The organism is Sphingomonas adhaesiva (genome assembly GCF_036946305.1).
Classification (GTDB): domain Bacteria; phylum Pseudomonadota; class Alphaproteobacteria; order Sphingomonadales; family Sphingomonadaceae; genus Sphingomonas; species Sphingomonas adhaesiva_B.
Genome location: NZ_JAQIJJ010000009.1, coordinates 23580 through 46066, shown reverse-complemented (window position 1 = coordinate 46066; position 22487 = coordinate 23580). Strand labels below are relative to the sequence as shown.

At 69.1% G+C, this 22487-nt stretch carries 22 protein-coding genes; 14 read left to right on the top strand and 8 right to left on the bottom strand.

Annotated features, from left to right (window positions below; translation table 11 throughout):
• Positions 1-110 precede the first annotated feature (110 nt).
• From thrB to PGN14_RS14610, 3 genes are read left to right on the top strand one after another with little or no spacing between them, the layout of a single operon-like run.
• Positions 111-1061: a homoserine kinase gene (gene thrB, locus PGN14_RS14620; RefSeq protein WP_335300325.1), complete on the top strand. Its 951-nt coding sequence runs from the start codon at positions 111-113 to the stop codon at positions 1059-1061.
• Positions 1058-1525: a ribonuclease HI gene (rnhA, locus tag PGN14_RS14615; protein ID WP_335300324.1), complete on the top strand. Its 468-nt coding sequence runs from the start codon at positions 1058-1060 to the stop codon at positions 1523-1525. The genes thrB and rnhA overlap by 4 nt, the downstream gene beginning before the upstream one ends.
• Positions 1526-1535: 10 nt before the next feature.
• Positions 1536-2252: an MgtC/SapB family protein gene (locus PGN14_RS14610; RefSeq protein ID WP_335300323.1), complete on the top strand. Its 717-nt coding sequence runs from the start codon at positions 1536-1538 to the stop codon at positions 2250-2252.
• Positions 2253-2436: 184 nt separating this feature from the next.
• Here PGN14_RS14610 and PGN14_RS14605 read toward each other — a convergent pair whose 3' ends face one another.
• Positions 2437-3516, bottom strand: coding sequence for an NAD(P)/FAD-dependent oxidoreductase (locus PGN14_RS14605; RefSeq protein WP_335300322.1), 1080 nt, complete (start codon positions 3514-3516; stop codon positions 2437-2439).
• Positions 3513-4442, bottom strand: a complete 930-nt coding sequence (locus PGN14_RS14600; RefSeq protein WP_335300321.1) for an alpha/beta hydrolase — start codon at positions 4440-4442, stop codon at positions 3513-3515. The genes PGN14_RS14605 and PGN14_RS14600 overlap by 4 nt, the downstream gene beginning before the upstream one ends.
• Before the next feature lie 47 nt (positions 4443-4489).
• Here PGN14_RS14600 and PGN14_RS14595 point away from each other — a divergent pair, with 47 nt between their 5' ends.
• Genes PGN14_RS14595 through PGN14_RS14560 form a run of 8 tightly spaced genes read left to right on the top strand, consistent with a single transcriptional unit; the run spans position 4490 to position 12026 of the window.
• The gene (locus PGN14_RS14595; RefSeq protein ID WP_335300320.1) at positions 4490-4966 is read left to right on the top strand and encodes an A24 family peptidase; all 477 of its coding nucleotides are present in this window, start codon (positions 4490-4492) and stop codon (positions 4964-4966) included.
• Positions 4967-5016: 50 nt separating this feature from the next.
• A complete protein-coding gene (cpaB, locus tag PGN14_RS14590; RefSeq protein ID WP_335300319.1) occupies positions 5017-6054 on the top strand; it encodes a Flp pilus assembly protein CpaB in 1038 nt (345 codons plus the stop codon).
• A gap of 1 nt (position 6055) precedes the next feature.
• Positions 6056-7639: a type II and III secretion system protein family protein gene (locus PGN14_RS14585; protein ID WP_335300318.1), complete on the top strand. Its 1584-nt coding sequence runs from the start codon at positions 6056-6058 to the stop codon at positions 7637-7639.
• Positions 7640-7659: 20 nt separating this feature from the next.
• The gene (locus PGN14_RS14580; RefSeq protein WP_335300317.1) at positions 7660-8319 is read left to right on the top strand and encodes a CpaD family pilus assembly lipoprotein; all 660 of its coding nucleotides are present in this window, start codon (positions 7660-7662) and stop codon (positions 8317-8319) included.
• Between the two features lies 1 nt (position 8320).
• Entirely contained in the window at positions 8321-9595 is a 1275-nt protein-coding gene (locus PGN14_RS14575; protein ID WP_335300316.1) for a pilus assembly protein CpaE, read from the top strand.
• Positions 9596-9637: 42 nt separating this feature from the next.
• Positions 9638-10612: a type II secretion system F family protein gene (locus PGN14_RS14570; protein ID WP_335300315.1), complete on the top strand. Its 975-nt coding sequence runs from the start codon at positions 9638-9640 to the stop codon at positions 10610-10612.
• Positions 10613-10614: 2 nt separating this feature from the next.
• Entirely contained in the window at positions 10615-11613 is a 999-nt protein-coding gene (locus PGN14_RS14565; RefSeq protein WP_335300314.1) for a type II secretion system F family protein, read from the top strand.
• Positions 11614-11663: 50 nt separating this feature from the next.
• Complete coding sequence (locus tag PGN14_RS14560; RefSeq protein ID WP_335300313.1) at positions 11664-12026, top strand: hypothetical protein; 363 nt, start codon at positions 11664-11666, stop codon at positions 12024-12026.
• 449 nt (positions 12027-12475) lie between these two features.
• Here the strand turns inward: PGN14_RS14560 and PGN14_RS14555 are convergent, their stop codons facing one another.
• From PGN14_RS14555 to PGN14_RS14530, 6 genes are all read right to left on the bottom strand, one after another.
• Entirely contained in the window at positions 12476-13018 is a 543-nt protein-coding gene (locus PGN14_RS14555; protein ID WP_335300312.1) for a DUF1254 domain-containing protein, read from the bottom strand.
• Complete coding sequence (locus tag PGN14_RS14550; protein ID WP_335300311.1) at positions 13015-13584, bottom strand: DUF1214 domain-containing protein; 570 nt, start codon at positions 13582-13584, stop codon at positions 13015-13017. The genes PGN14_RS14555 and PGN14_RS14550 overlap by 4 nt, the downstream gene beginning before the upstream one ends.
• A gap of 10 nt (positions 13585-13594) precedes the next feature.
• On the bottom strand, positions 13595-16288 hold the full coding sequence (gene ppdK, locus PGN14_RS14545) for a pyruvate, phosphate dikinase (RefSeq protein WP_335300310.1): 2694 nt from the start codon (positions 16286-16288) through the stop codon (positions 13595-13597).
• A gap of 99 nt (positions 16289-16387) precedes the next feature.
• Complete coding sequence (locus PGN14_RS14540) at positions 16388-16705, bottom strand: DALR anticodon-binding domain-containing protein (protein WP_335300309.1); 318 nt, start codon at positions 16703-16705, stop codon at positions 16388-16390.
• Between the two features lie 16 nt (positions 16706-16721).
• A complete protein-coding gene (glyS, locus tag PGN14_RS14535; RefSeq protein WP_335300308.1) occupies positions 16722-18584 on the bottom strand; it encodes a glycine--tRNA ligase subunit beta in 1863 nt (620 codons plus the stop codon).
• 289 nt (positions 18585-18873) lie between these two features.
• Positions 18874-19776 (bottom strand): glycine--tRNA ligase subunit alpha, encoded by a 903-nt coding sequence (locus PGN14_RS14530; RefSeq protein ID WP_443019532.1) that lies wholly within the window; start codon positions 19774-19776, stop codon positions 18874-18876.
• A 62-nt stretch (positions 19777-19838) separates the two neighbouring features.
• Between PGN14_RS14530 and PGN14_RS14525 the strand changes: the two genes are divergently transcribed.
• From PGN14_RS14525 to pth, 3 genes are all read left to right on the top strand, one after another.
• Complete coding sequence (locus tag PGN14_RS14525; protein WP_335300307.1) at positions 19839-20741, top strand: TraB/GumN family protein; 903 nt, start codon at positions 19839-19841, stop codon at positions 20739-20741.
• 200 nt (positions 20742-20941) lie between these two features.
• Positions 20942-21613 (top strand): 50S ribosomal protein L25/general stress protein Ctc, encoded by a 672-nt coding sequence (locus PGN14_RS14520; RefSeq protein WP_335300306.1) that lies wholly within the window; start codon positions 20942-20944, stop codon positions 21611-21613.
• Positions 21614-21727: 114 nt separating this feature from the next.
• Positions 21728-22294: an aminoacyl-tRNA hydrolase gene (gene pth / locus PGN14_RS14515; protein WP_335300305.1), complete on the top strand. Its 567-nt coding sequence runs from the start codon at positions 21728-21730 to the stop codon at positions 22292-22294.
• Positions 22295-22487: the final 193 nt, after the last annotated feature.

The window sequence follows — 22487 nt, the reverse complement described above, 5'->3', positions numbered from 1 at the left end:
CTCGATCCGGGGTCCCGCTTTCTCTCTCACGTCGCAGAAGAAGCGGGACCCCGGCCCAAGGCCGGGGTGACGAAGAAGATGACCCCGCCCATCGCACGCCGGACACGAACATGGCCGTCTATACACAGGTTTCCGCCGAGGCGCTGACCGCCTTCCTCACGCGCTACGACGTCGGCGAACTGGTGTCCGCGAAGGGCATCGCGGAAGGGGTGGAGAATAGCAACTATCTGGTCGACACCACGCAGGCGCGCTTCATCCTGACGCTGTATGAAAAGCGCGTCGCGGCCGACGACCTGCCGTTCTTCATGGCGCTGCTCAATCATCTCGCCGCCAAGGGCCTGCCGGTGCCGCCCGCGATCAAGGATCGCACCGGCCGCGAGATCCAGGAACTCGCCGGGCGCCCCGCCTGCCTGATCCGCTTCCTGACCGGCGTGTCGCTGTCCGAACCCACCCCGGCGCAGGCGCGCAACGCCGCGCGGGCGATGGCGCAGATGCACGCCGCGGTCGCCGATTTCGCGACCACGCGCGCCAATTCGATGGGCGTGGCGACGTGGCGCCCGCTGCTGGAGCGCTGCGGTCGCGCGGCGATGGACACGATCCGGCCCGGCCTGTTCGACCGGGTCGACGCCGCGCTGGCCGCGGTGGAGGCGGCATGGCCACGCGACCTGCCGGTCACCGCGATCCACGCCGACCTGTTCCCCGACAACGTCCTGATGCTGGGCGAGGAGGTGACCGGGCTGATCGACTTCTATTTCGCCTGTACCGATCTGCGCGCCTATGACGTCGCGATCATGCACACGTCATGGACCTTCGATGCGAAGGGGCTGAACCCCGATGCCGCGGTCGGTGCCGCGCTGCTGGCGGGCTATGGCGACCGCCTGTCCGCGGCGGAGCGCGCCGCGCTGCCGCTGCTCGCCAAGGGCGCCTGCATCCGCTTCCTGCTCAGCCGCGCGTGGGACTGGATCCACACCCCGGCCGATGCGCTGGTGATGCGCAAGGATCCGCTCGCCTATCTCCACCGCCTCGACTGGTACGAGGCCCATCCGGACGCCTTCGCATGACCGCCGCCGAACTAACTCCCGTTGAAATCGCCACCGATGGCGCGTGCAAGGGCAATCCCGGCCCCGGTGGCTGGGGCGTGCTGATCCGCTCCGGCGCGCATGAAAAGGAAATGTCGGGCGGCGAGGCGATGACCACCAACAACCGCATGGAGCTGATGGCCGCGATCGAGGGGCTGAACGCGCTCACCCGCCCGTGCCGGGTGCTGCTGTCGACCGACAGCCGCTATGTCATGGATGGCCTGACCAAGTGGATCCACGGCTGGCAGAAGAACGGCTGGAAGACCGCCGACAAGAAGCCGGTGAAGAATGCCGAGCTGTGGCAGGCGCTGCTCACCGCCGCCAAGCCGCACCGGGTGGAGTGGAAATGGGTCAAGGGCCACGCCGGCCACCCCGACAACGAACGCGCCGACCGGCTGGCGAGCGACGCCGCGCTGGCGGCGGGTAAGAGCCGCCGTCCGGGCTGACGCGGCAGCGATGCGTTTCCTCACCACCTTCCACCTATGGCCGTTCCTGGACACGCTGGTCAGCTATGTGACCGCGTTCGTGCTGGGGACGGCGATCGGGGCGGAGCGCCAGTATCGCCAGCGCACCGCGGGGCTGCGCACCAACGCGCTGGTCGCGATCGGCGCGGCGGCGTTCGTCGATCTGGGGCAGCGGCTGGGCGGCGACATCGAGTCGATCCGCATCATCGCCTATGTCGTCTCCGGCATCGGCTTCCTCGGCGCGGGCGTCATCATGAAGGAGGGGCTGAACGTCCGCGGGTTGAACACCGCGGCCACCTTGTGGTGTTCCGCCGCGGTGGGGGCGATCGCGGGCAGCGACATGGTGGCGGAGGCGGTGCTGCTGACGCTGGTGGTGCTGACCGCCAATACCGCGCTACGCCCGCTGGTCGACGCGATCGACCGCATCCCGATCGCGGGGCGCCATGTCGAGGCGACCTATACCGTCAGCCTGACGACGCGCGCCGCGGGCGCCGGCCCGGTCGGCGACCTGCTGGTCGATCATCTGGAGGCGGCGCAACTGCCGGTGGCGGAACTGGCGACGGTGGATCTGGGTGAGGATCAGGCGACGGTCACCGCGACGCTGACCAGCAAGATCGTCGAGCCGGCCGAGCTGGACCGGATCACGGATCATTTCACCACCGTGCATGGGATCACGCACGCGACCTGGGCCGCGCATACGCACGATTGACGTATCCAAGCCCCTCCCCTTCAGGAGTGTCAGGTCGGTCATGCCCCCGGCATGACCTAAACGATGCGGGGCATCGTTTACCTGACACTGGGTTGGGGTGGGGGGTGTCTCACCGAGACTGCCGATTGTGGCTCATGACTGCCCCACCCCCAACCCCTCCCCTGAAGGGGAGGGGCTTTGTTCTTCACCCCAACCGCCCCGCCGCATACCGTTCCGCATCCAGCCCGTCCGGCACCGCATCCCCCAGCAACAGCGCCGCCGCCAACGCCGCCGCGGCGGGTGCGGTCTGGATGCCGAAGCCGCCCTGCCCCGCGAACCAGAAGAACCCCGCCATGCGCGGATCGAACCCGAACACCGGCAGCCGGTCCGGCGCGAACGAGCGCAGCCCCGCCCACGACCGCTCGACGCGCTCCACCCGCCAGTCGACCACGCGCTCGAACCGGTCGATCGCGATCGCCACGTCGATCTCCTCCGGTGCGACATCGTGCGGCGCCACGGGATGCTCGTCGTGCGGGCTCAGCCACAATCGCCCGCCCGCCTCCGGCTTGAAATAGAAGCCGCCCGCGATATCGACCACGAACGGCATCCCCGCGGGCGCCGCGGGCGCGGTCGCCAGTTGCGCCATCGTGCGGCGATAGGGCTGGATGCCGATCGGCCGCGCGCCCGCCAGCGTCGCCACCTCGTCCGCCCAGGCACCCGCCGCATCCACCAGCACGTCCGCCACGACCTCGCGCCCGTCGCGCGTCGTCAGCCGCCACGCGCCGCCTGCGCGCGCCGCCGCCGCCAGCGCCGCGCCGGTGACGATCGCCGCCCCCGTGCGCCGCGCCTGCGCCAGATAGTCGCCGTGCAACCGCGCCGCATCGATATAGGCGCAGCTCGGCTCGCTCACGCCGAGCGTCCATGCCGCGCGCAACCCGGGGATCGCGCTGGCGGGGTCGACGCGCTCCAGCTGCACCGGCGTGCCGGCGAACTCGGCGAGCAAGGCGTCGACCGCGGCGGCATCCTGTGTGCGCCCGACATGCACCGCGCCCAGCGGATCGAGATAGCCGCCGTTGCGCAGTGCCGCGCCCGAGGCGGTGGTCAGCGGCTGGATCCCCGCGCCGCCATAGGTTTCCGACCAGAAGGCCGCCGAACGGCCGGTCGCATGATAGCCCGGCTGGTCCTCCGCCTCCAGCAGCAGCACGCGCGCCCGGTCGCCGATCGCCGCCGCCAGGCTGGCGCCCGCGATCCCGCCGCCGACGATCGCGACATCGTAGCGCGTCACGCCGCGCGCTCCGCCAAAAAGGTATCGATCGCCGCCAGCGCGCGGTCGCGCACCGGGTCCGCCTCGCGCAAGATCTCATGCGCCGATTCCGCGCCGAACCGCACCAGCCGGGCATCGGGCAGCCGCGCGGTCACCGTCGCCGCGGCGCGCGGATCGACCAGCCGGTCCGCCTCCGCCACCAATGTCAGCACCGGGGTGTGCAGCGTCGCCAGTTGCGGGTTCGCGCGCAGCCGCGCGGTCGCGGCGAACGCCTCCGCCAGCCATGCCCAGCTCGGCGGCCCCAGCCGCAGCGACGGGTCGGCCGCGTAGAAGAAATCCTCGTCGGCATAGCGATCGGCATCCGCGGTCAGCAGCACGCGGCGGTCGGGCGCACCGGGCCGCTCATGCCCCTTCCATGCCGCACGCGCGGGATCGCCCAACCGCCGCATCAGCGCCGCCACCTTGCCCCCGGCCCAGGCCCCCACCGGGCTGCGCAGCCCCAGCATCGGCGCGATCAGCACCGCCGCATCGGCGTCCACCACCCCTTCCAACAGCGCGGCGAGCGTCAGATACCCGCCCATCGAATGTCCCATGATGACACGCGGGCGGTCGCGCGGCGCATCCCATTGCGCCCATATCGCCGCCAGATCCGCGATCCACGGCGCGAAATCGTCGCAGTGACCGACATGAGGGTTCGCGCCCAGCCGCCCCGACCCGCCCTGCCCGCGCCAGTCGAACGCGCTGACCGACCACCCCTGCGCATGCCAATAGGCGAACGATTCGAGATATTTCTCGAAGATATCGCCACGCCCCGTCTGGAACAGGATCGCACCCCGCCCTGCGCCGGGCCAGTCGAACCGCCGGAGCGGCCAGCCGTCCGCCGCGGTCCAGTGACTGACGCGTGCACCGGAAGGCAATGTACGGCGAAGGGCGGCGGGATTGGTCATCGCGCGTGGTTACGGTTTCTCAAACCCTTCCGTCTAGCGACCACGGCATGGGATGGAACATTCTCGCCTGGTTGCTGCCCGCCGCGATGGGCGTCCTGCTGGTATCCGCGGGCATCCAGGACATCCGCATGCGCGAGATCTCCAATGCAAAGAATGCCGCGATCGCGCTGATGGCGCCCCTGTGGTGGGTGTCGATCGGCCTCGATCCGTGGCCCGGCATGGCGATCCAGCTCGGCGTCGCGCTGATCGTCTTCGCGATCTTCATCGGCGCCTTCGCGCTGGGGCAGATGGGGGGCGGCGACGTCAAGCTGATCGGCGCGCTGTCGCTGTGGCTGACGCCGATGCACCTGCTCGACACGCTGATGGCGATGGCGATCGCGGGGGGCGTGCTGACGCTGCTCTTCCTGATCGACCGGCGCTGGCACCGGCGCGAAGGACCGGTCGAGGTGCCCTATGGCGTCGCCATCGCGATCGCCGGACTGCTCGCCCTTCGCGAACCGCTTCTTAACCAATTTACCCAATAACCAGACGCTTAGTCGAACGGCCCGGCGCGTATCCGAGGGACAAGGATCAGATGGACAGTCGCAAGGTGATGATGCTGGTGGGTGCGCTGCTCGTGGCGGCCGTCACCGCCTTTGCCGCCCGCTCGCTGATCGCGGGGGCCGCAGCACCGCAGGCGCAGGCCGCGGCCGCCCCCGCGCCGGTCGTGATCGACGGACCGGAGGTGCTGGTCGCCACGCGCGCGCTGCCGGTCGGCACGATCCTGGACGCCACTGCGCTGAAGTTCCAGCCCTGGCCCAAGGAACTGGTCGAGAACGCCTATTTCCAGAAGGACGCGACCGACATGAGCAAGCTGCTCGGCACGGTCGTGCGCCTGCCGGTCACCGCAGGCCAGCCGGTCACGCAGGGTCAGCTGGTGAAGCCCGGCGACCGCGGCTTCCTCGCCGCCGCCCTCGGCCCGGGGATGCGCGCGGTGACGGTGCCGGTGTCGGCGCAGACGTCGGTCGCGGGCTTCATCTTTCCGGGCGACCATATCGACCTGCTGCTGACGCAGTCGGTGGGCGGCAACGACGGCCCCGCGCTGAAGGCGACGGAGACGGTGGTGCGCAACCTGCGCGTGCTGGCGACCGACCAGCGTACCGGCAGCAACAAGGACGAAGGCGGCAACACCGTCGTCCAGACCTTCTCCAACGTGACGGTCGAGGCGACCCCGCGCATCGCGGAACAGATCGCGGTGGCGCAGACCATCGGCACGCTGTCGCTGTCGCTGCGCTCGATCGCGGACAATGCGTCGGAGCTGGAGCAGGCCATCGCCTCGGGCGCGGTCAGCGTCGGCGACGGCAAGGATCCCAAGGCGGAGAAGGCGATGCTGGCGGCGGCCTCCGCCATGCCGCAGGCGGGCAATTCCACCTATGTCGTCGGCGCCGACGTCTCGCGCTTCCAGCGCCGCAGCGTGCCCGCGATGACCGACAACAACGTCGCGCCCGCCGGCGGTGCGTCGCCCAATGCCGGGATGGGCATCCCGGCCGCTCCTGCGAAACCGGCCGGTCCGGTGGTGCGCATCGCGCGCGGCAACAACGTGACCGAGGTTCCGGTCGGAGGGAAGTTCTAAGATGCGTACCTCATCGCTTGTGGCGGTATCGTTCGCCGCGCTGACGCTCTCTGCCGTGTCCGCCTCCGCCCCGGCGCAGATGGCGCAGGGCGCCGCGGCGGCGGCCGCGACCGGCGCCGGCCAGACGATCCAGCTGTCGACCAACCGCGGGCGCCTGATCACGCTGGCGCGCCCGATGAGCGACCTGTTCGTCGCCAATCCGGACATCGCGGACGTGCAGGTGCGCTCGCCCACCCAGCTCTACGTCTTCGGCAAGAAGCCGGGCGAGACGACCGTCTCCGCCACCGCGAAGGGCGGCGCGGTCGTCTATGCCTCGACGGTGCGCGTCGGCAACAATTTCGACTCGATCCAGCAGATGCTCAATCTGGCGCTGCCGGATGCCAAGGTCGTGTCCACGCCGATGAACGGCCTGATCCTGCTGACCGGGACCGTCCAGGGACCGGAAGACGGCGCGGAGGCCGAGCGGCTGGTCAAGGCCTTCGTCGGCGACGATGTCAAGGTGCTCAGCCGCCTGCGCACCGCCACGCCGCTGCAGGTCAACCTGCAGGTGCGGTTCGCCGAGGTGAGCCGGTCGTTCCTGAAGAACATCGGCAACAACATCACCACGCGGGGCCGCACCCGCGAGGGGCTGCTGGGTCTGGGCGGCGGATTTGGCCGCCAGGGCAACATCACGACGGTGCCCGGCGATCCGACGTCCACGGTGGTCGACGCCAACGGCCTGACCCCGGGCGGGACGCTGTATCAGAGTACGCTGGCGAGCCGCGGCGGCACCCTGAGCCTCTTCGGCAAACTGCTGGGCGGCGACTTCATCAGCGCGCTCGACCTCGGCGAGACGACGGGCCAGGTGACGACGCTCGCCAATCCGAACCTGACCGCGCTGTCGGGGGAAACCGGCACCTTCCTGGCGGGCGGTGAGATCCCGATCCCGATCGCGCAGGCGCTGGGCACCAATTCGATCGAGTACAAGCAGTTCGGCGTCAGCCTCGCCTATACGCCGACCGTCCTGTCGGACGGGCGCATCTCGCTGCGTGTCCGTCCCGAGGTGTCGCAGCTCGATTACGCCAACTCGATCACCGTCAGCGGCGGCCGCGTACCCGCGCTGACCACGCGTCGCGCGGAAACGACGGTCGAGCTGGGGTCGGGGCAGAGCTTCATGATCGCCGGGTTGATGCAGAATTCGCACAACAACAGCTATGACAAGATGCCGGGCATCGCCGACGTCCCCGTGCTGGGCGCGCTGTTCAAGTCGAACGCGTTCCAGCGCAACGAGACCGAACTGGTCATCATCATCACGCCGTATCTGGTGAAGCCGGTCAACGGGAACGACATCCGCCTGCCGACCGACAATTATCGCCAGCCCGGCGATCTGGAGCGTATCCTGCTCGGTCCGCTCGACAACGGGTCGCGCGGCGCCACGCGGCCCAAGCCGACGATGCAGGTGACGCCGCCCGCCGCCGCCCCGGCGATCGGCGCGACCGCCCCCGCTCCGCTCGCCCCGGCGCCCGTCGCCCCGGTCGAACGCAAGGCCATCAAACCCGCCGACCGCAAGGGCGCCGCCCCGGCGCCCGGCTTCTCGATCAACTGACGCCGCGAAGGTTCATGACCATGACCCACCGTCCCGCCATCCGGCGCCCGATCCTGCTGGCCGCCCTCGCCGCCGTCGCCCTGCCGCTCGGCGGGTGCGGCGCGGTCAATCGCGGCGTCGAATCCGTGAACCAGCCGGTCGTCACCCGCACCGATTATGCCTTTGACGTCCAGAGCGGTCCGGGCGGCCTCGCGCCCGGCGAGGCGCAGCGACTGCGCGGCTGGCTCGACGCGCTGCGGCTCGGCTATGGCGACAGCGTCACGCTCGACGATCCCGCCGGCGCGGGCAGCGCCGCACGCGCCGATGTGGCGGCGGTCGCCGCGCATTACGGCCTGTTGCTCGCCGCCGATGCCCCCGTCACCGGCGCGCCGGTCGCGCCCGGCACGCTGCGCGTCGTCGTCAGCCGCTCGCGCGCCGCCGTGCCCAGCTGCACCGACGGACGCCGCAACCTGGAGCCGGCGTTCGATTACAACAACACCACCGATTACGGCTGCGCCATCAACACCAACCTGGCCGCGATGGTCGCCAACCCGACCGATCTGGTGCGCGGCAATGCGGGCGGCAGCGATTACGACGCGCAATGGGGCACCCGCGCGATCACCACGCTGCGCGCCGCGACGCCGACCGGCAACGGCGGCGGATCGTTGAAGGGCCAGGCCGAATCCACGGGGAGCAAGTAATATGAACGCACCCTGGAAGCCGGGCGGCACCGGCACGCGCACGCCTTTCCTCGCCTTCGCCTGTGACGACACGTCGGTGGAACAGCTGCGCCCGATCGCGGCCGAGCTCGGCTGGCCGGTCGACAATGTTTACAAGGGCGGCGTGCGCAACGCGGTCCAGACGCTGTCGGTGACATCCAGCCCGCACGTCCTGTTCGTCGACCTGGCCGAGTCGGGCGACCCGCTGGGCGACATCAACAGCCTGGCCGAGGTCTGCGAACCGGGCACGATCGTGATCGCCGCGGGGCAGGTCAACGACGTGCGGCTGTACCGCGACCTGCTGGCCAGCGGCATCCAGGATTATCTGCTCAAGCCGTTCGGCGCCGACGCGCTACGCGACGCCTTCTCGCAGGCGCAGACGATCCTGAACGCGCCCAAGGTGAGCGACGTCGGCATGGACCGGCCGCATTGCGGCGTGGCGGTGATCGGCACGCGCGGCGGCGCCGGTGCCTCGACGCTGGCGACCTCGCTGGCGTGGCTGCTCAGCGAGCGCGGCAAGCGCACCACCGCGCTGCTCGACCTCGACGTGCATTTCGGCACCGGTGCGCTGGCGCTGGACCTGGAGCCGGGCCGCGGGCTGACCGACGCGATCGAGAACCCCAGCCGCATCGACGGCCTGTTCATCGAACGCGCGATGGTGAAGGCGTCGGAGAAGCTGTCGGTGCTGTCCGCGGAAGCGCCGATCAGCGCACCGATCGTCACCGACGGCGCCGCGTACTACCAGTTGCAGGAGGAGATGCGCGCCGCGTTCGAATGCAGCGTCGTCGACCTGCCGCGCGCGATGCTGGTGCAGCACCCGCACCTGCTGGCGGATATCAACGCGATCGTGCTGGTCACCGAGCTGACGCTGGCGGCCGCGCGCGACACGATCCGCCTGCTGTCCTGGCTGCGCAGCCACGCGCCGCAGGCGGCGGTCACGCTGGTCGTCAACCGGATGCATCCGGGCACCCAGCTGGAGATCACGCGCAAGGATTTCGAGACCTCGATCGAGCGCAAGGTCGATGTCGCGATCGCGTTCGACCAGAAGCTGGCGGCGCAGTCGGCGAAGCTGGGCAAGCCGCTGGCGGAAACCGGCAAGGCATCGAAGACGATCGCACCGCTGGCGGAGCTGGCCGACCGGCTGCTGCGCACCGCGGACGACGGCGGTGCCGATGGCAACGGCGCGGGCAGCGGCAAGGGCGCGTCGCTACTGGCGCGCTTCTCCGACCTGAAGGGGCTGGTCGCGAAGAAGAAGTAATCGCCGCCTGTTCCCCGACCTCCTGCCGGACCGCTTTCGCTTATGTCGATGCTCCCGCTCCTGCTGATCGCGCTGGGCGCCACCATGGCGCTGGGCATGATCCTGTTCGCCTTCGCCGGCCCGTCGGCGCAGAAGGCGGGTACGCGCCGCCTCGCCGCGGTGCGCGAGCGGCATACCGTATCGGCCACCGGCGCGATCGAGGCGCAGATGCGCCGCATCACCGGGCGCAACACGACCCGCGCCGATCGCGCGGCGATGCGGCTGCTGCCCAATGTCGAGCAGTTGCAGAAGCGGCTGGCGATGACCGGCAAGACATGGACCGTCGGCCAGTACGGCTTCGCGACGCTGGGTGTGGCGACCGTCGTTGCGCTGCTGCTGATGCTGAAGGGTGCGCCCTTCCTGCTCGCGCTGCTGCTCGGGCTGGCGATGGGCGCGGGCATCCCCCACATTGTCGTGGGCAAGGTGATCAAGCGCCGCGTCACGAAGTTCACCGCCAAATTTCCCGACGCGATCGAGCTGCTGGTGCGCGGGCTGCGCTCGGGCCTTCCCATTTCGGAGACGATGCAGGTCGTCGGGGCCGAGGTGCCCGGCCCGGTCGGTGAGGAATTCCGCGCCGTGTCCGACAAGATGAAGATCGGCCGCTCGATGGACGTCGCGCTTCAGGAAACCGCGGACCGGCTGGGCACGCCCGAATTCCAGTTCTTCGTCATCACCATCGCGATCCAGCGCGAAACCGGCGGCAATCTGGCCGAAACGCTCCAGAACCTCGCCACCGTGCTGCGCCAGCGCGGGCAGATGAAGCTGAAGATCAAGGCGATGTCGTCCGAATCCAAGGCGTCGGCCTATATCATCGGGTCGCTGCCGTTCGTCGTCTTCGGGCTGATCTACATGATCAACCCGCCGTACATGCTCGGCTTCTTCAGCGACGTGCGCCTGATGGCGATCGGCGGTGGCGGGTTCGTGTGGATGGGCATCGGCGCCTTCATCATGTCCAAGATGATCAGCTTCGAGATCTGACGATGGAACCCGCTCACCCCACCTTCCTAGGCTTCGATGTCGTCACGCTGGCGACGATGCTGTCGGGCGTCGCCGCCGCGGCGGTGTTCCTCGCCATCTATGCCGCGCTCGGCGTGCGCGATCCGATGGCGAAGCGCGTAAAGGCGCTCAACGACCGCCGCGAACAGCTGAAGGCCGGCATCACCGCCTCCACCAGCAAGCGCCGCGCGAAGCTGGTGCAGAAGAACGAGACCGCCGACCGGCTGCGCACGTTCCTGTCCTCGCTGCGCGTGTTGCAGGACGAACAGGTGAAGGTGGCGCAGCTCAAGCTGCTCCAGGCCGGCATCCGCAAGAAGGAATGGGCGGTCGCGGTCATCTTCGGCCGGCTGGTGCTGCCGATCGTGTTCGGCGGGCTGATGATCGTCTATGTCTATGTGCTGGACGCCTTCCCGGACTGGAGCGCGCTCAAGCGCTATGCGCTGGTCGCGGTCACGCTGGTGGCGGCGTACAAGGCGCCCGACCTGTACCTGAAGAACAAGATCGGCAAGCGCAGCGACGCGATCCGCAAGGGCCTGCCCGACGCGCTCGACCTGCTGGTGATCTGCGCCGAGGCGGGGCTGACCGTCGACGCCGCCTTCCATCGCGTGTCGAAGGAGCTGGGCCGCGCCTATCCCGAGCTGGGCGAGGAATTCGCGCTGACCGCGATCGAACTGGGCTTCCTGACCGATCGGCGGCAGGCGTTCGAAAACCTCTCGACCCGCGTCGACCTGGAGGCGGTGAAGGGCGTCGTCACCACGATGATCCAGACCGAGAAATACGGCACCCCGCTGGCCAGCGCGCTGCGCGTGCTGTCGGCGGAATTCCGCAACGAACGCATGATGCGCGCCGAGGAGAAGGCCGCCCGCCTGCCCGCGATCATGACGGTGCCGCTGATCCTGTTCATCCTGCCGGTGCTGTTCGTCGTCATCCTGGGTCCGGCGGCCTGCTCGATCAACGACAGCTTCATCAAGGGCGGACCGTAAGGAACAGCCGCCCCCTCCTGTCGTTGAGATGGCGTAACAGGAGGGAAGCGATGCTGTTCACCACCCCCACGCAATATATCGCGCTGGCGGTCGCGCTGATCGCGGGCTGGCTGTTCGGGCTGGCAAGCCACCCGGGCGGCAGGAAGTGGAAGACGCGCTACGCCGCCGAACGCGACGCGCATGCCACCACCAACAAGCGCATCGCCGAACTGGAGCGCGAGAATGCGCGGCTGGTGAAGGAGCGTCCCGCGGTGGTAGAGGAACGCGTGGTTCGCGACGACCGCCCGGTCGTGGGAGATCGCGTGGTTCATGACGACCGGACCGTGACGGGCGATCGCGTCGTCCACGACGACCGTCTGACCGCCCGCTCGGCCGCGGAACCCGCGCACCGCACCGACCGCTCGATCCTCTGACAGGCCGCTGTCAGCAGCGAAGCGAGTTCCTCACTACCTTGTCGTCGCAAAGTCCACACCGTGCTCCTGCGCAGGCAGGAGCCCAGGGTTGTTGGCCACATCGAATGTCGCTCTGCCTGACCCTGCGCTCCGGCCTGCGCCGGAGCACTAGATACCCAGAGCAACAACCGCCTCGCGCACCTCACGGTAACCGTCACCCCGGACTTGTTCGGTGCTTATCCCCTTCAAACAAGAATTCTTCCTGCCGCCCCGGCGAAGGCCGGGGTCCAGTCGGGAAACAAGGGTCGGCGAGCGCTGTGCGTCGTCACCGCGACCTTCCCGACTGGACCCCGGCCTTCGCCGGGGTGGCGTACTGGTCTGAATGCGACAAGCACCGAACAACCCCAGCATGACGGTGATGACGTTTTCCAACGATCCCCCAAGCCGGTCCGTGGCAACGTTACGCGCGCCTATCCAGCCGCCGCCACCCCGCACCGCGATCCCCGTCGCGCGGCGTCGATCGCCGGAAACTGCGTGCGGTCGTCCACCAGCACCCGGATCAGTGCGACGCCATGTCCGCCGGAGACCGTCACCGGCTGATACCCCGCCGGCGCCACCTGCCCCGGCGTCAGCAGCGCCACCCGGATCGGCTGCCCCCGCGTCTCCACATTGTTGCGCACGAACGCCACGTCGGTGCGGGCGTCGAACACCGACAGCGACCAGTAGCGTGCGGGCACCGGCGCGACGTCGATCGTCACCACCCCCTTCGACAGGTCGAAGACGCAACTGGAATAAGCGAGGTCGGGGCTGGGCCGCACCACCGCGCGCGATCTCTGCGTCGCCAGCGGCGTGTGCGCGAAGACGTTGACACCGCCCACCTTCGCCAGCCGCCGCTCCGCCGCCGCCATCAATACATTGGGGGTGCGCCGCAGCGTCGCCTGATAGGCGATCAGCGCGACGACGACGCCCAGCAGCGCGGGCCACAACCACGGGCGCAGCGACAGGCGGGTCATGCGCAGGCCTCCCGCCGGATGCTGGGCAACTGGTCGCGCGCCGGACTGGTCCGCCCTTCATTCTCCGGCAGATAGGTACGCAGCGTCAGCTCGAACCGGTCCAGCCCCGCGCTCGGCAGCCAGCGCCCGTCCTGCCGCTCCGGTGCGATCAGGACCGTCCAGCGCGCCGCCTCCGTCGGCGACAGCGCGGCGCTGCCGATCGAATAGGGTCCGTCGCCCGCCAGATAGCCGTCGCGATCGTACAGCGTCAGGCTCCACCATTTCGCCGGCAGCACGCCCCCGGTCACGCGATAGCGGCACCTGCCCTCCAGCGGACGGCCGGCATCGTCGGTGCTGGCGGTATAGTAACGCGCCTCGCGCGCGGGCAGCGCGAGCAGGCCGCGGCGCGCCACCACCGCACGCGTCCGCGCGCTCTGGTCGACGGTGCCGAGATCGGTTCCCGTCTCCCATGCGCCGATCCGCATGCCGGACCCCAGCGCCCCGCTATGGACGCTGTAGGTGGCGTAGCCGACCCCGGCGATGAGCCCCAGCGCGATGCCCGTCAGATACCGCGCCCAGGGTTTCATCCGCTCGCTCCTATCCGTTCGCCTTCAGCGCGGCCTGAGCGGCCGCCAGCCGGGCGATCGGCACACGATACGGCGAGGCGGAGACGTAATCCAGCCCCACGCTCTCGCAGAAGTGGATCGAGGCCGGATCGCCGCCATGCTCGCCGCAGATGCCCAGCTTGATGCCGCTGCGCGTCGCGCGTCCGCGCTCGGCGGCCAGCTTCACCAGTTCGCCGACGCCGTCCACATCGAGGCTGACGAACGGATCCTTGGCGTAGATCCCCTTCTCGACATAGGCGCCCAGGAAGCGTGCGGCATCGTCGCGGCTGACGCCCAACGTCGTCTGCGTCAGGTCGTTGGTGCCGAAGGAGAAAAACTCGCCCGTCTCCGCGATCTCGCCCGCCTTCAGCGCGGCACGCGGCAACTCGATCATCGTGCCGACCAGATACTCCACCGTGCGCCCGCGCTCGGCGAACACATCCTTCGCCGCGGCGTCGACCACCGCCTTCATCAGGTCCAGCTCGCGCTTGGTCGCGACCAGCGGGATCATCACCTCCGGGATCGGCGCCTCACCCGATTTTTCCGCGACGTCGATCGCCGCCTCGAAGATCGCGCGCGCCTGCATCTCGTAGATTTCGGGATAGGTCACACCCAGCCGGCAGCCGCGATGCCCCAGCATCGGGTTGAACTCGTGCAACTCCGCCGCGCGGCGCTTGAGCTGGTCGACCGCGACGCCCGCCGCGGCGGCCACCTCGGCGAACTCATTCTCCTCGTGCGGCAGGAATTCGTGCAGCGGCGGGTCGAGCAGCCGGACGGTGACCGGCAGCCCCGCCATCACCTCGAAGATCGCGGTGAAGTCGGCGCGCTGTTCGGGCAGCAGTTTCTCCAGCGCCGCACGCCGCCCCGCCTCGTCCTCGGCCAGGATCATCTGGCGCACCGCGGTGATGCGCGCGGCGTCGAAGAACATATGCTCGGTCCGGCACAGCCCGACGCCCTCCGCGCCGAAATCGCGCGCGGTGCGGCAATCGAGCGGCGTCTCCGCATTGGCGCGCACCTTCAGCCGGCGGACCTCGTCGGCCCATTCCATCAACGTGCCGAAATCGCCCGCCAGCTCGGGCTGGATCGTCGCGACCTCGCCCACCATCACCTCGCCGGTGGCGCCATCGATGGTCAGGATATCGCCCTCGCGCACCTCACGCCCCGCGACCCGCGCGATCTTCGCCCTGGCGTCGATCGACAGCGTTCCCGCGCCCGACACGCACGGCCGCCCCATGCCACGCGCCACCACCGCGGCGTGGCTGGTCATCCCGCCCCGCGCGGTCAGGATGCCCTTCGCCGCGTGCATCCCGTGGATATCCTCCGGCGAGGTTTCGGTGCGCACCAGGATCACCGCCTTGCCGTCCGCGGCCCAGCGCTCGGCGGTGTCGGCATCGAACACCGTCGCGCCGCTCGCCGCCCCCGGCGAGGCGGGCAGCCCCTTGGTCAGCACGTCGCGCGGCGCATTCGGGTCCAGCGTCGGGTGCAGCAGCTGGTCCAGCGCCTGCGGCTCGACGCGCGCGATCGCCTCCTGCCGCGTGATCAGGCCTTCGTTCGCCATTTCGACCGCGATCTTCAGCGCCGCCTTGGCGGTGCGCTTGCCCGAGCGCGTCTGGAGCATCCACAATTTGCCGCGCTCGACGGTGAATTCGATGTCCTGCATGTCGCGATAGTGCGTTTCCAGCGTGTCGAAGACCGCGGCCAGCTCGCGATAGACCTCCGGCATCGCCTCTTCCATCGACGCGGGCTTCGCGCCCGCCTCCTCGCGTGCTGCCTTGGTCAGATATTGCGGCGTGCGGATGCCCGCGACCACGTCCTCGCCCTGCGCGTTGATCAGGAATTCGCCGTAATAGGCGCGGTCGCCCTTCGACGGATCGCGCGTGAAGGCGACGCCGGTCGCGGACGTATCGCCCATGTTGCCGAACACCATCGCCTGCACGTTGACCGCGGTGCCCCAGTCGCCGGGGATGTCGTTCAACCGGCGATAGACCTTGGCGCGCTCCGACTGCCACGATCCGAACACCGCGCCGACCGCGCCCCACAATTGGTCATGCACGTCCTGCGGGAAGGGCTTGCCCCATTCCGCCTCGACCAGCCTCTTGTACTCGGCGACCAGTTCCTTCCAGTCCGCCGCCGCCAGCTCGGTATCCAGCGTGAAGCCGCGATCCTCCTTGGCGATCTCCAGCGCTTCCTCGAACGCGCCGTGGTCCAGCTCCAGCACTACGTCCGAATACATCTGGATGAAGCGGCGATAGCTGTCCCACGCGAAGCGCTCGTCCCCGCTCGCCGCCGCCAGCCCCTCGACCGTCGCATCGTTGAGGCCCAGATTCAGGACGGTGTCCATCATGCCCGGCATCGACACGCGCGCGCCGGAGCGGACCGACACCAGCAACGGATCGGCCGCGTCGCCGAACGTCTTGCCGGTCACCTGCTCGATATGGGCGATGCCGTTGGCCACCTCGGCCTCCAGCGAGTCGGGAAAGCGCTCGCCCTCGTCATAGTAACGTGCGCACATCGCGGTGGAGATGGTGAAGCCCGGCGGCACCGGCAGGTCGATCGACGCCATCTCGGCGAGGTTGGAACCCTTGCCGCCCAGCAGGTTCTTGTCGCCCCTGCCGCCATCGGAGACGCCACCGCCGAAGCGATAGACGTATTGCGTGTCCGTCCCTGCCTGCGCCGCGGTCGCCATCGTCACGTCTCCTGTGCATACGTATGTTTGTGCGCTGCAACACACGGTCGCGGCGATGATTGCAATACGTTTCTCGATCGAGGGCGGGACAGCCCGGCTTTACCCCTCGATCCGCGAGAAATCCGCCACGCCGTGCACGGCATCGCGCACCCGCGCCAGCAACGCGAGCCGGGCCGCCCGCTTGGCGGGATCGGCGTCGTTGACGGTGACGTCGTCGAAGAAGCGGTCGATCGGCGCGCGCAACGTGGCGAGCGCGGCCATCGCGCCCTCGAAATCCTCGCGCGCGACCGCGGCGGCGGCGGCGGGTTCGGCGGTGTCGAGCGCGGCGATGAGCGCGGCCTCGGCGGGTTCTGCCGCATACGCCGTCGTATCGTCACCCCGGGCTTGACCCGGGGTCCCGCTATCCTCCGCGTCCAAGAAGCGGGACCCCGGCTCAAGGCCGGGGGTGACGATCGTTCGTGGAGGGCGCGCCCCACCCTTCCTTCTTCAGGATGTTCGCCGCCCGCTTGTACCCCGCGAGCAGGTTCGCGCCGTCGTCGGTGGTCACGAACGACTGCAACGCCCGCACCCGCGCGAGCAGGCGGACGAGATCGTCCTCACCGCCGAGCGCGAACACCGCGTCGATCAGGTCGTGTCGGACGCCTGCTTCGCGCTGCTGCACCTTCAGGCGATCAGCGAAGAAGTCGAGCAGGTCGCCGGGCACGCGATACCGCAGCCCATTCTCGGTCAGCAGCCGGATCACGCCGAGTGCCGAGCGGCGCAAGGCGAACGGGTCTTTGGACCCCGTCGGCGCCTGTCCGATCGCGAAGAACTGCTGGAGGCTGTCCAGCTTGTCCGCCAGCGCCACCGCGACCGTCACCGGCGCGGTCGGCAGGTCGTCGCCCGCCCCGACCGGCTTGTAGTGATCGCGCACCGCCTCAGCGACCGCGGCGTCCTCGCCCTGCGCGGCGGCGTAATAGCCGCCGATCAGCCCCTGCAACTCGGGGAACTCGCCGACCATCCCGGTGACGAGATCGGCCTTCGCGAGCCTGGCAGCACGCTCCGCCTGATCCGCGAGCTTCCCCCTCTCTTCTGCGGGGAGAGGGTCGGGGTGAGGGGCTGCCGCGGGCGGGACTTCTCTGTGAGACACCTGCCCCTCACCCAAACCCTCTCCCCGACGGGGAGAGGGCTTAGAACCAACGACGCCCTCTTCCACCAGCCACCGCGCCAGCCTCGCGACGCGCTCCACCTTGTCCGCCACCGTCCCCAGCTTCTCGTGGAAGACGATCCGGTCCAGCCTGCTCGCCTGCTCCGCCAGCGGCGTCTTCAGATCGGTGTCGTAGAAGAAGCGCGCGTCGCTCAGCCGCGCGGCGAGCACCTTGCGATTGCCCTCGACGATCTTCGCACCGCCGTCCGCCGCGTCGATGTTCGCGGTGCAGACGAAGGCATTCGCCAGCTTCCCCTCGGCGTCCCGGCACACGAAATACTTCTGGTTCACCCGCGCGGTCAGCTGGATCACCTCGGGCGGGACGTCGAGGAACGCCGCGTCGAACCGGCCCAACAGCGGGATCGGATATTCGGTCAGCCCGGCATTCTCCGCCAGCAGCCCTTCGTCGCGCACCAGGGTCAGCCCCGCCTTCGCGGTCAACATCGTGGCACCCAGCGCGATGATCGATTCCCGCTCGGCCTGGTCGACGATGACGTGGCAGGCGCGCAGCTTCTCGACATAGTCGTCCGCCGACCCGATCGTGATGCTGCCCGGATGGTGGAAGCGATGCCCGACCGTCGCCGCCCCGCTCTCGACACCCGCGATGCTCGCCGGCACCACCGCCTCGCCGAACAGCGCGACGATGCCCTGCAGCGGGCGCACCCAGCGCAGCGATTCGGTGGAGGCGGACGCCGCGCCCCAGCGCATCGACTTGGGCCACGGAAACGCGCGGATCACCGCCGGGATCGCCTCCGCCAGCACTTCGGTGGTGGCGCGACCCGGCTTCTCGCTGACGGCGAAGAACACGCCGTCGCGCTCGACCAGCTGCTCGCGCGTCAGGCCGGTCTTGCGCAGGAACCCCTCCAGCGCCTGCGCCGGGGCGCTCGCCTTGGGGCCCTTGACCTCCTCGCTCACCGCCTCGGTCGCCTCCGGCAGTCCGCGCAGGATCAGCGCGAGGCGGCGCGGCGTGGCATAGGTCACCGTCTCGGTCGCGGCGAGGCCGGCCTTGGCGAGTTCCCCCGCGAACAGCCGCGCCAGATCCTCGCGCGCCTTCGCCTGCATCCGGGCGGGGATTTCCTCGGAGCGGAGTTCGAGCAGGAAGTCGGTCATGCGATATCGGCCGTGCAGGTGGATTCACGCGAAGACGCGAAGCCGCAAAGAAGAAGGGGGTTCACGCGGAGGCGCGGAGACGCGGAGGATGTCGCGCACGCGGCTGCCCGACCGCGCCAGCGGCCAACCATTACCCCGCTGGCAGCACGAGCAGGGATTGCGCTGACGCGCGGCATATCGGCGAGCGTTGGCTCTCCGCGTCTCCGCGCCTCCGCGTGAACCGACCTCTTCGCGTCGTCGCGGCTTCGCGTGAACATCAAGCCCCCTCCGCAGCTATTCCAACGACGCTTCACGTCGTCGGAACCTTGAGCTGCTCCGCCCACCCGTGCTTCTCCATATGCGCCGCGCACGCCGCTTTCGCGAGATCGCGCACGCGCCCGATATACGCCTGCCGCTCCGCGACCGAGATTACGCCGCGCGCCTGCAACAGGTTGAACGTGTGGCTCGCCTTGATCGCCTGCTCATACGCCGGGATCGGCAGCTTCGCGGCGAGGCAGTTCTCGCACTCCGCCGCCGCCTTGCGGAACTGGTCGAACAGCGTGTCGGTATCCGCCACCTCGAAATTCCAAGTCGACATCTGCTTCTCGTTTTCGAGAAACACATCTCCATACGACACGCCCGCGTCGTTGAAGCACAGGTCGTACACATTGTCGACGTTCTGGATGTACATCGCCAGCCGCTCCAGCCCGTAGGTCAGCTCGCCCGCGACCGGCTTCATGTCGAAGCCGCCCATCTGCTGGAAATAGGTGAATTGCGTCACCTCCATCCCGTCGCACCAGACCTCCCAGCCCAGTCCCCAGGCGCCCAGCGTCGGGCTTTCCCAATCGTCCTCGACGAAGCGGATGTCGTGGACGCTCATGTCCACCCCGATCGCCGCCAGAGAGCCGAGGTACAGCTCCTGCAAGTCGGGCGGGCTGGGCTTCAGGATCACCTGATACTGATAATAATGCTGGAGCCGGTTGGGATTCTCGCCATAGCGGCCATCGGTCGGGCGGCGGCACGGCTGGACATAGGCGGCGTTCCACGCGTCCGGCCCCAGCGCGCGCAGCGTGGTCGCGGTGTGGAACGTCCCCGCCCCCATCTCCATGTCATAGGGTTGCAGGATCGCGCACCCGCGCTCCGACCAATATTGGTGGAGCCGCAGGATCATCGCCTGGAAGGAAAGAGGCTGGTCGGTCGCAGGATGGTCCATCACGGCGGCGACGTGTGGCGGAACCCTCGCCTTCCCGCAAGGGGCGCGCTAGGTGAGCGCCCATGACCATACCGCTCGCCCGCTGGCTCGCCGCCCCGCTCGCGCTGCTCCTCGCGCTCCCCCTCCCCGCCTGCGCACAGCCCAAGGCGGCGACGCCTGACGCCGATCCGGCGCTGTGGGTGGTGAAGGACAAGGACACCACCGTCTATCTGTTCGGCACGATCCACGTCCTGCGCCCCGGGCTGTCATGGTTCGACGAGGCGGTGAAGAAGGCGTTCGATGCCTCGCAGACGCTGGTGCTGGAAATGGTCGAGCCCGATGCGCAGACGCAGCAGCGCGTCGTCACCGGGAAAGCGTTCGCCCCCGCCGGCACCCCGCTGACCGAGCAGATCTCGCCCAATTATCGCCCCGCGTTCGAGAAGGCGATGACCGATGGCGGCCTGCCGCCCGCGGCGTACAACCGGATGCGGCCGTGGTTCGCCGCGATCACGCTGTCGCTGCTGCCGGTGCAGAAGCTGGGCTACGATCCCGCCAACGGTCCGGAGAAGGTGCTGACCGACGCCGCGCGCAAGACCGGCAAGCCGATCGTCGGGCTGGAGACGTTCGAGGGGCAGCTGGGCATCTTCGACCGCATCTCGCAGCCAGCACAGGTGAAGCTGCTGGAAAGCACGCTCGACGAACTGCCGACCGCCGACGCCACCTTCCGCAAGCTGGTCGACGCCTGGGCGGCAGGCAATCCTGACGGCGTGGCGAGCGAGATGAACGAGTCGCTCAAGGACTCGCCCGAGGTGGCGAAGGCGCTGCTGATCGACCGCAACAAGAAGTGGGCGGCGTGGATCGCGGAGCGGATGAAGCGTCCGGGGACGGTCTTCGTCGCGGTCGGCGCAGGGCATCTGGCGGGGTCGCAGAGCGTGCAGCAGCAGCTGGGCGCGTACAGACTGAAGGCGGTGCGGGTAAGATACTGATCGCGCGACCGTCACCCCGGACTTGATCCGGGGTCCCGCTTTCGACGCAACCTCGCAGAAGAAGCGGGACCCCGGGTCAGGCCCGGGGTGACGAACCTTGCCTTTTGCCTCAACCCCGGCTAAGCGCGCCCGCTTCCCGCCATGGTCATCCCTGGAGGCGTGTCGGGAAGACAGACATCACCCGTATTCGGAGCATATCAATGAGCGACACCATCACGCTCGCAGCCGAGACGCGTGACCGGGTTGGCAAGGGAGCCTCCCGTGCACTGCGTCGCGACGGCCGCGTCCCCGCCGTGATCTACGGCCAGAACAAGCAGCCCGCCTCGATCCATCTCGAAGAGAAGGAGCTGGTGAAGGCGCTCATGACCGGTCACTTCATGAACTCGGTCATCATGGTCGGCGGGCAGCGCACGCTGGCGAAGGACGTCGCCTTCCACCCGGTCACCGACCGCCCGACGCACGTCGACTTCCTGCGCATCGCGGAGCACGAGACGGTGACGATCGCGGTGCCGGTCGTGTTCGTCGACGAGGAGCTGTCGCCCGGCCTGAAGAAGGGCGGCGTGCTCAACATCGTCGCGCACGAGCTGGAGCTGACCGTCGACGCCGCGAACATCCCCAGCGAGATCTCGGTCTCGGTGAAGGGCAAGGACGTGGGCGACACGATCCACATCGGCGACGTCCGCCTGCCCAAGGGCGCGACCGCCGCGGTCGAGGATCCCGACTTCACCGTCGCGACGCTGGTCGCCCCGTCGGCGATGCTCGCCGAGGCGCAGGAGCAGGCCGCCGAGGAAGCCGCGCTGGCCGAGGCCGCATCGGCCGAGGCAGCCGAAGAGGCTGCCGCCGACGAGACCGAGGACGACAAGGGCGAGTAAGTGTAAGCCCTCTCCCCTGCGGGGAGAGGGTTTGGGTGAGGGGCCGCCACAGGCGCTGCGTTCGCGGCGGCCCCTCACCCCGCCCCTCTCCCCGGAGGGGAGAGGGAGTTTCCAATGCAACTCTGGGTCGGGCTGGGCAATCCGGGCGCGCAATATGCGATGCACCGGCACAATGTCGGCTTCATGGCGATCGATGCCATCGCCGCGGTCCATGGCTTCGCGCCGCCTGCGAAGAAATTCCAGGGCTGGCTACAGGAAGGCCGTATCGGCACGCACAGGGTGCTGCTGCTGAAACCCGCCACCTTCATGAACGACAGCGGCCGCTCGGTCGGCGAGGCGATGCGCTTCTACAAGCTCGGGCTCGACGCGCTCACCGTCTTCCACGACGAACTCGACCTCGCACCGATGAAGGTCAAGGTGAAGCAGGGCGGCGGCACCGCCGGGCACAACGGGCTGCGCTCGATCGACCAGCATCTGGGCGCGGACTTCCGCCGCGTCCGCATCGGCATCGGCCATCCGGGGCACAAGGATCGCGTGACCGGCCATGTGCTCGGCAATTACGCCAAAGTCGAACTCGACCCGCTGTCCGACCTGCTCGGCGCGATCGCGGGCGAGGCGGACCGGCTCGCGGACGGCGACGACACCCGCTTCATGAACGACGTCGCGCTGCGGCTGGGGTAAACCTGAACCCACCCCCGTTCGTGCTGAGGAGAGGCTGAGCTTGTCGAAGCCTCGTCTCGAAGCATACCCTTCGAGACGCCGTTTCGACAGGCTCAACGGCTCCTCAGGGCGAACGGAAGTTGGGGGCACGTCATACCGGGCTTGTCCCCGCATCCAGGGTCCCGCACACCGCTCTCATCGTCACCGAGTCCCG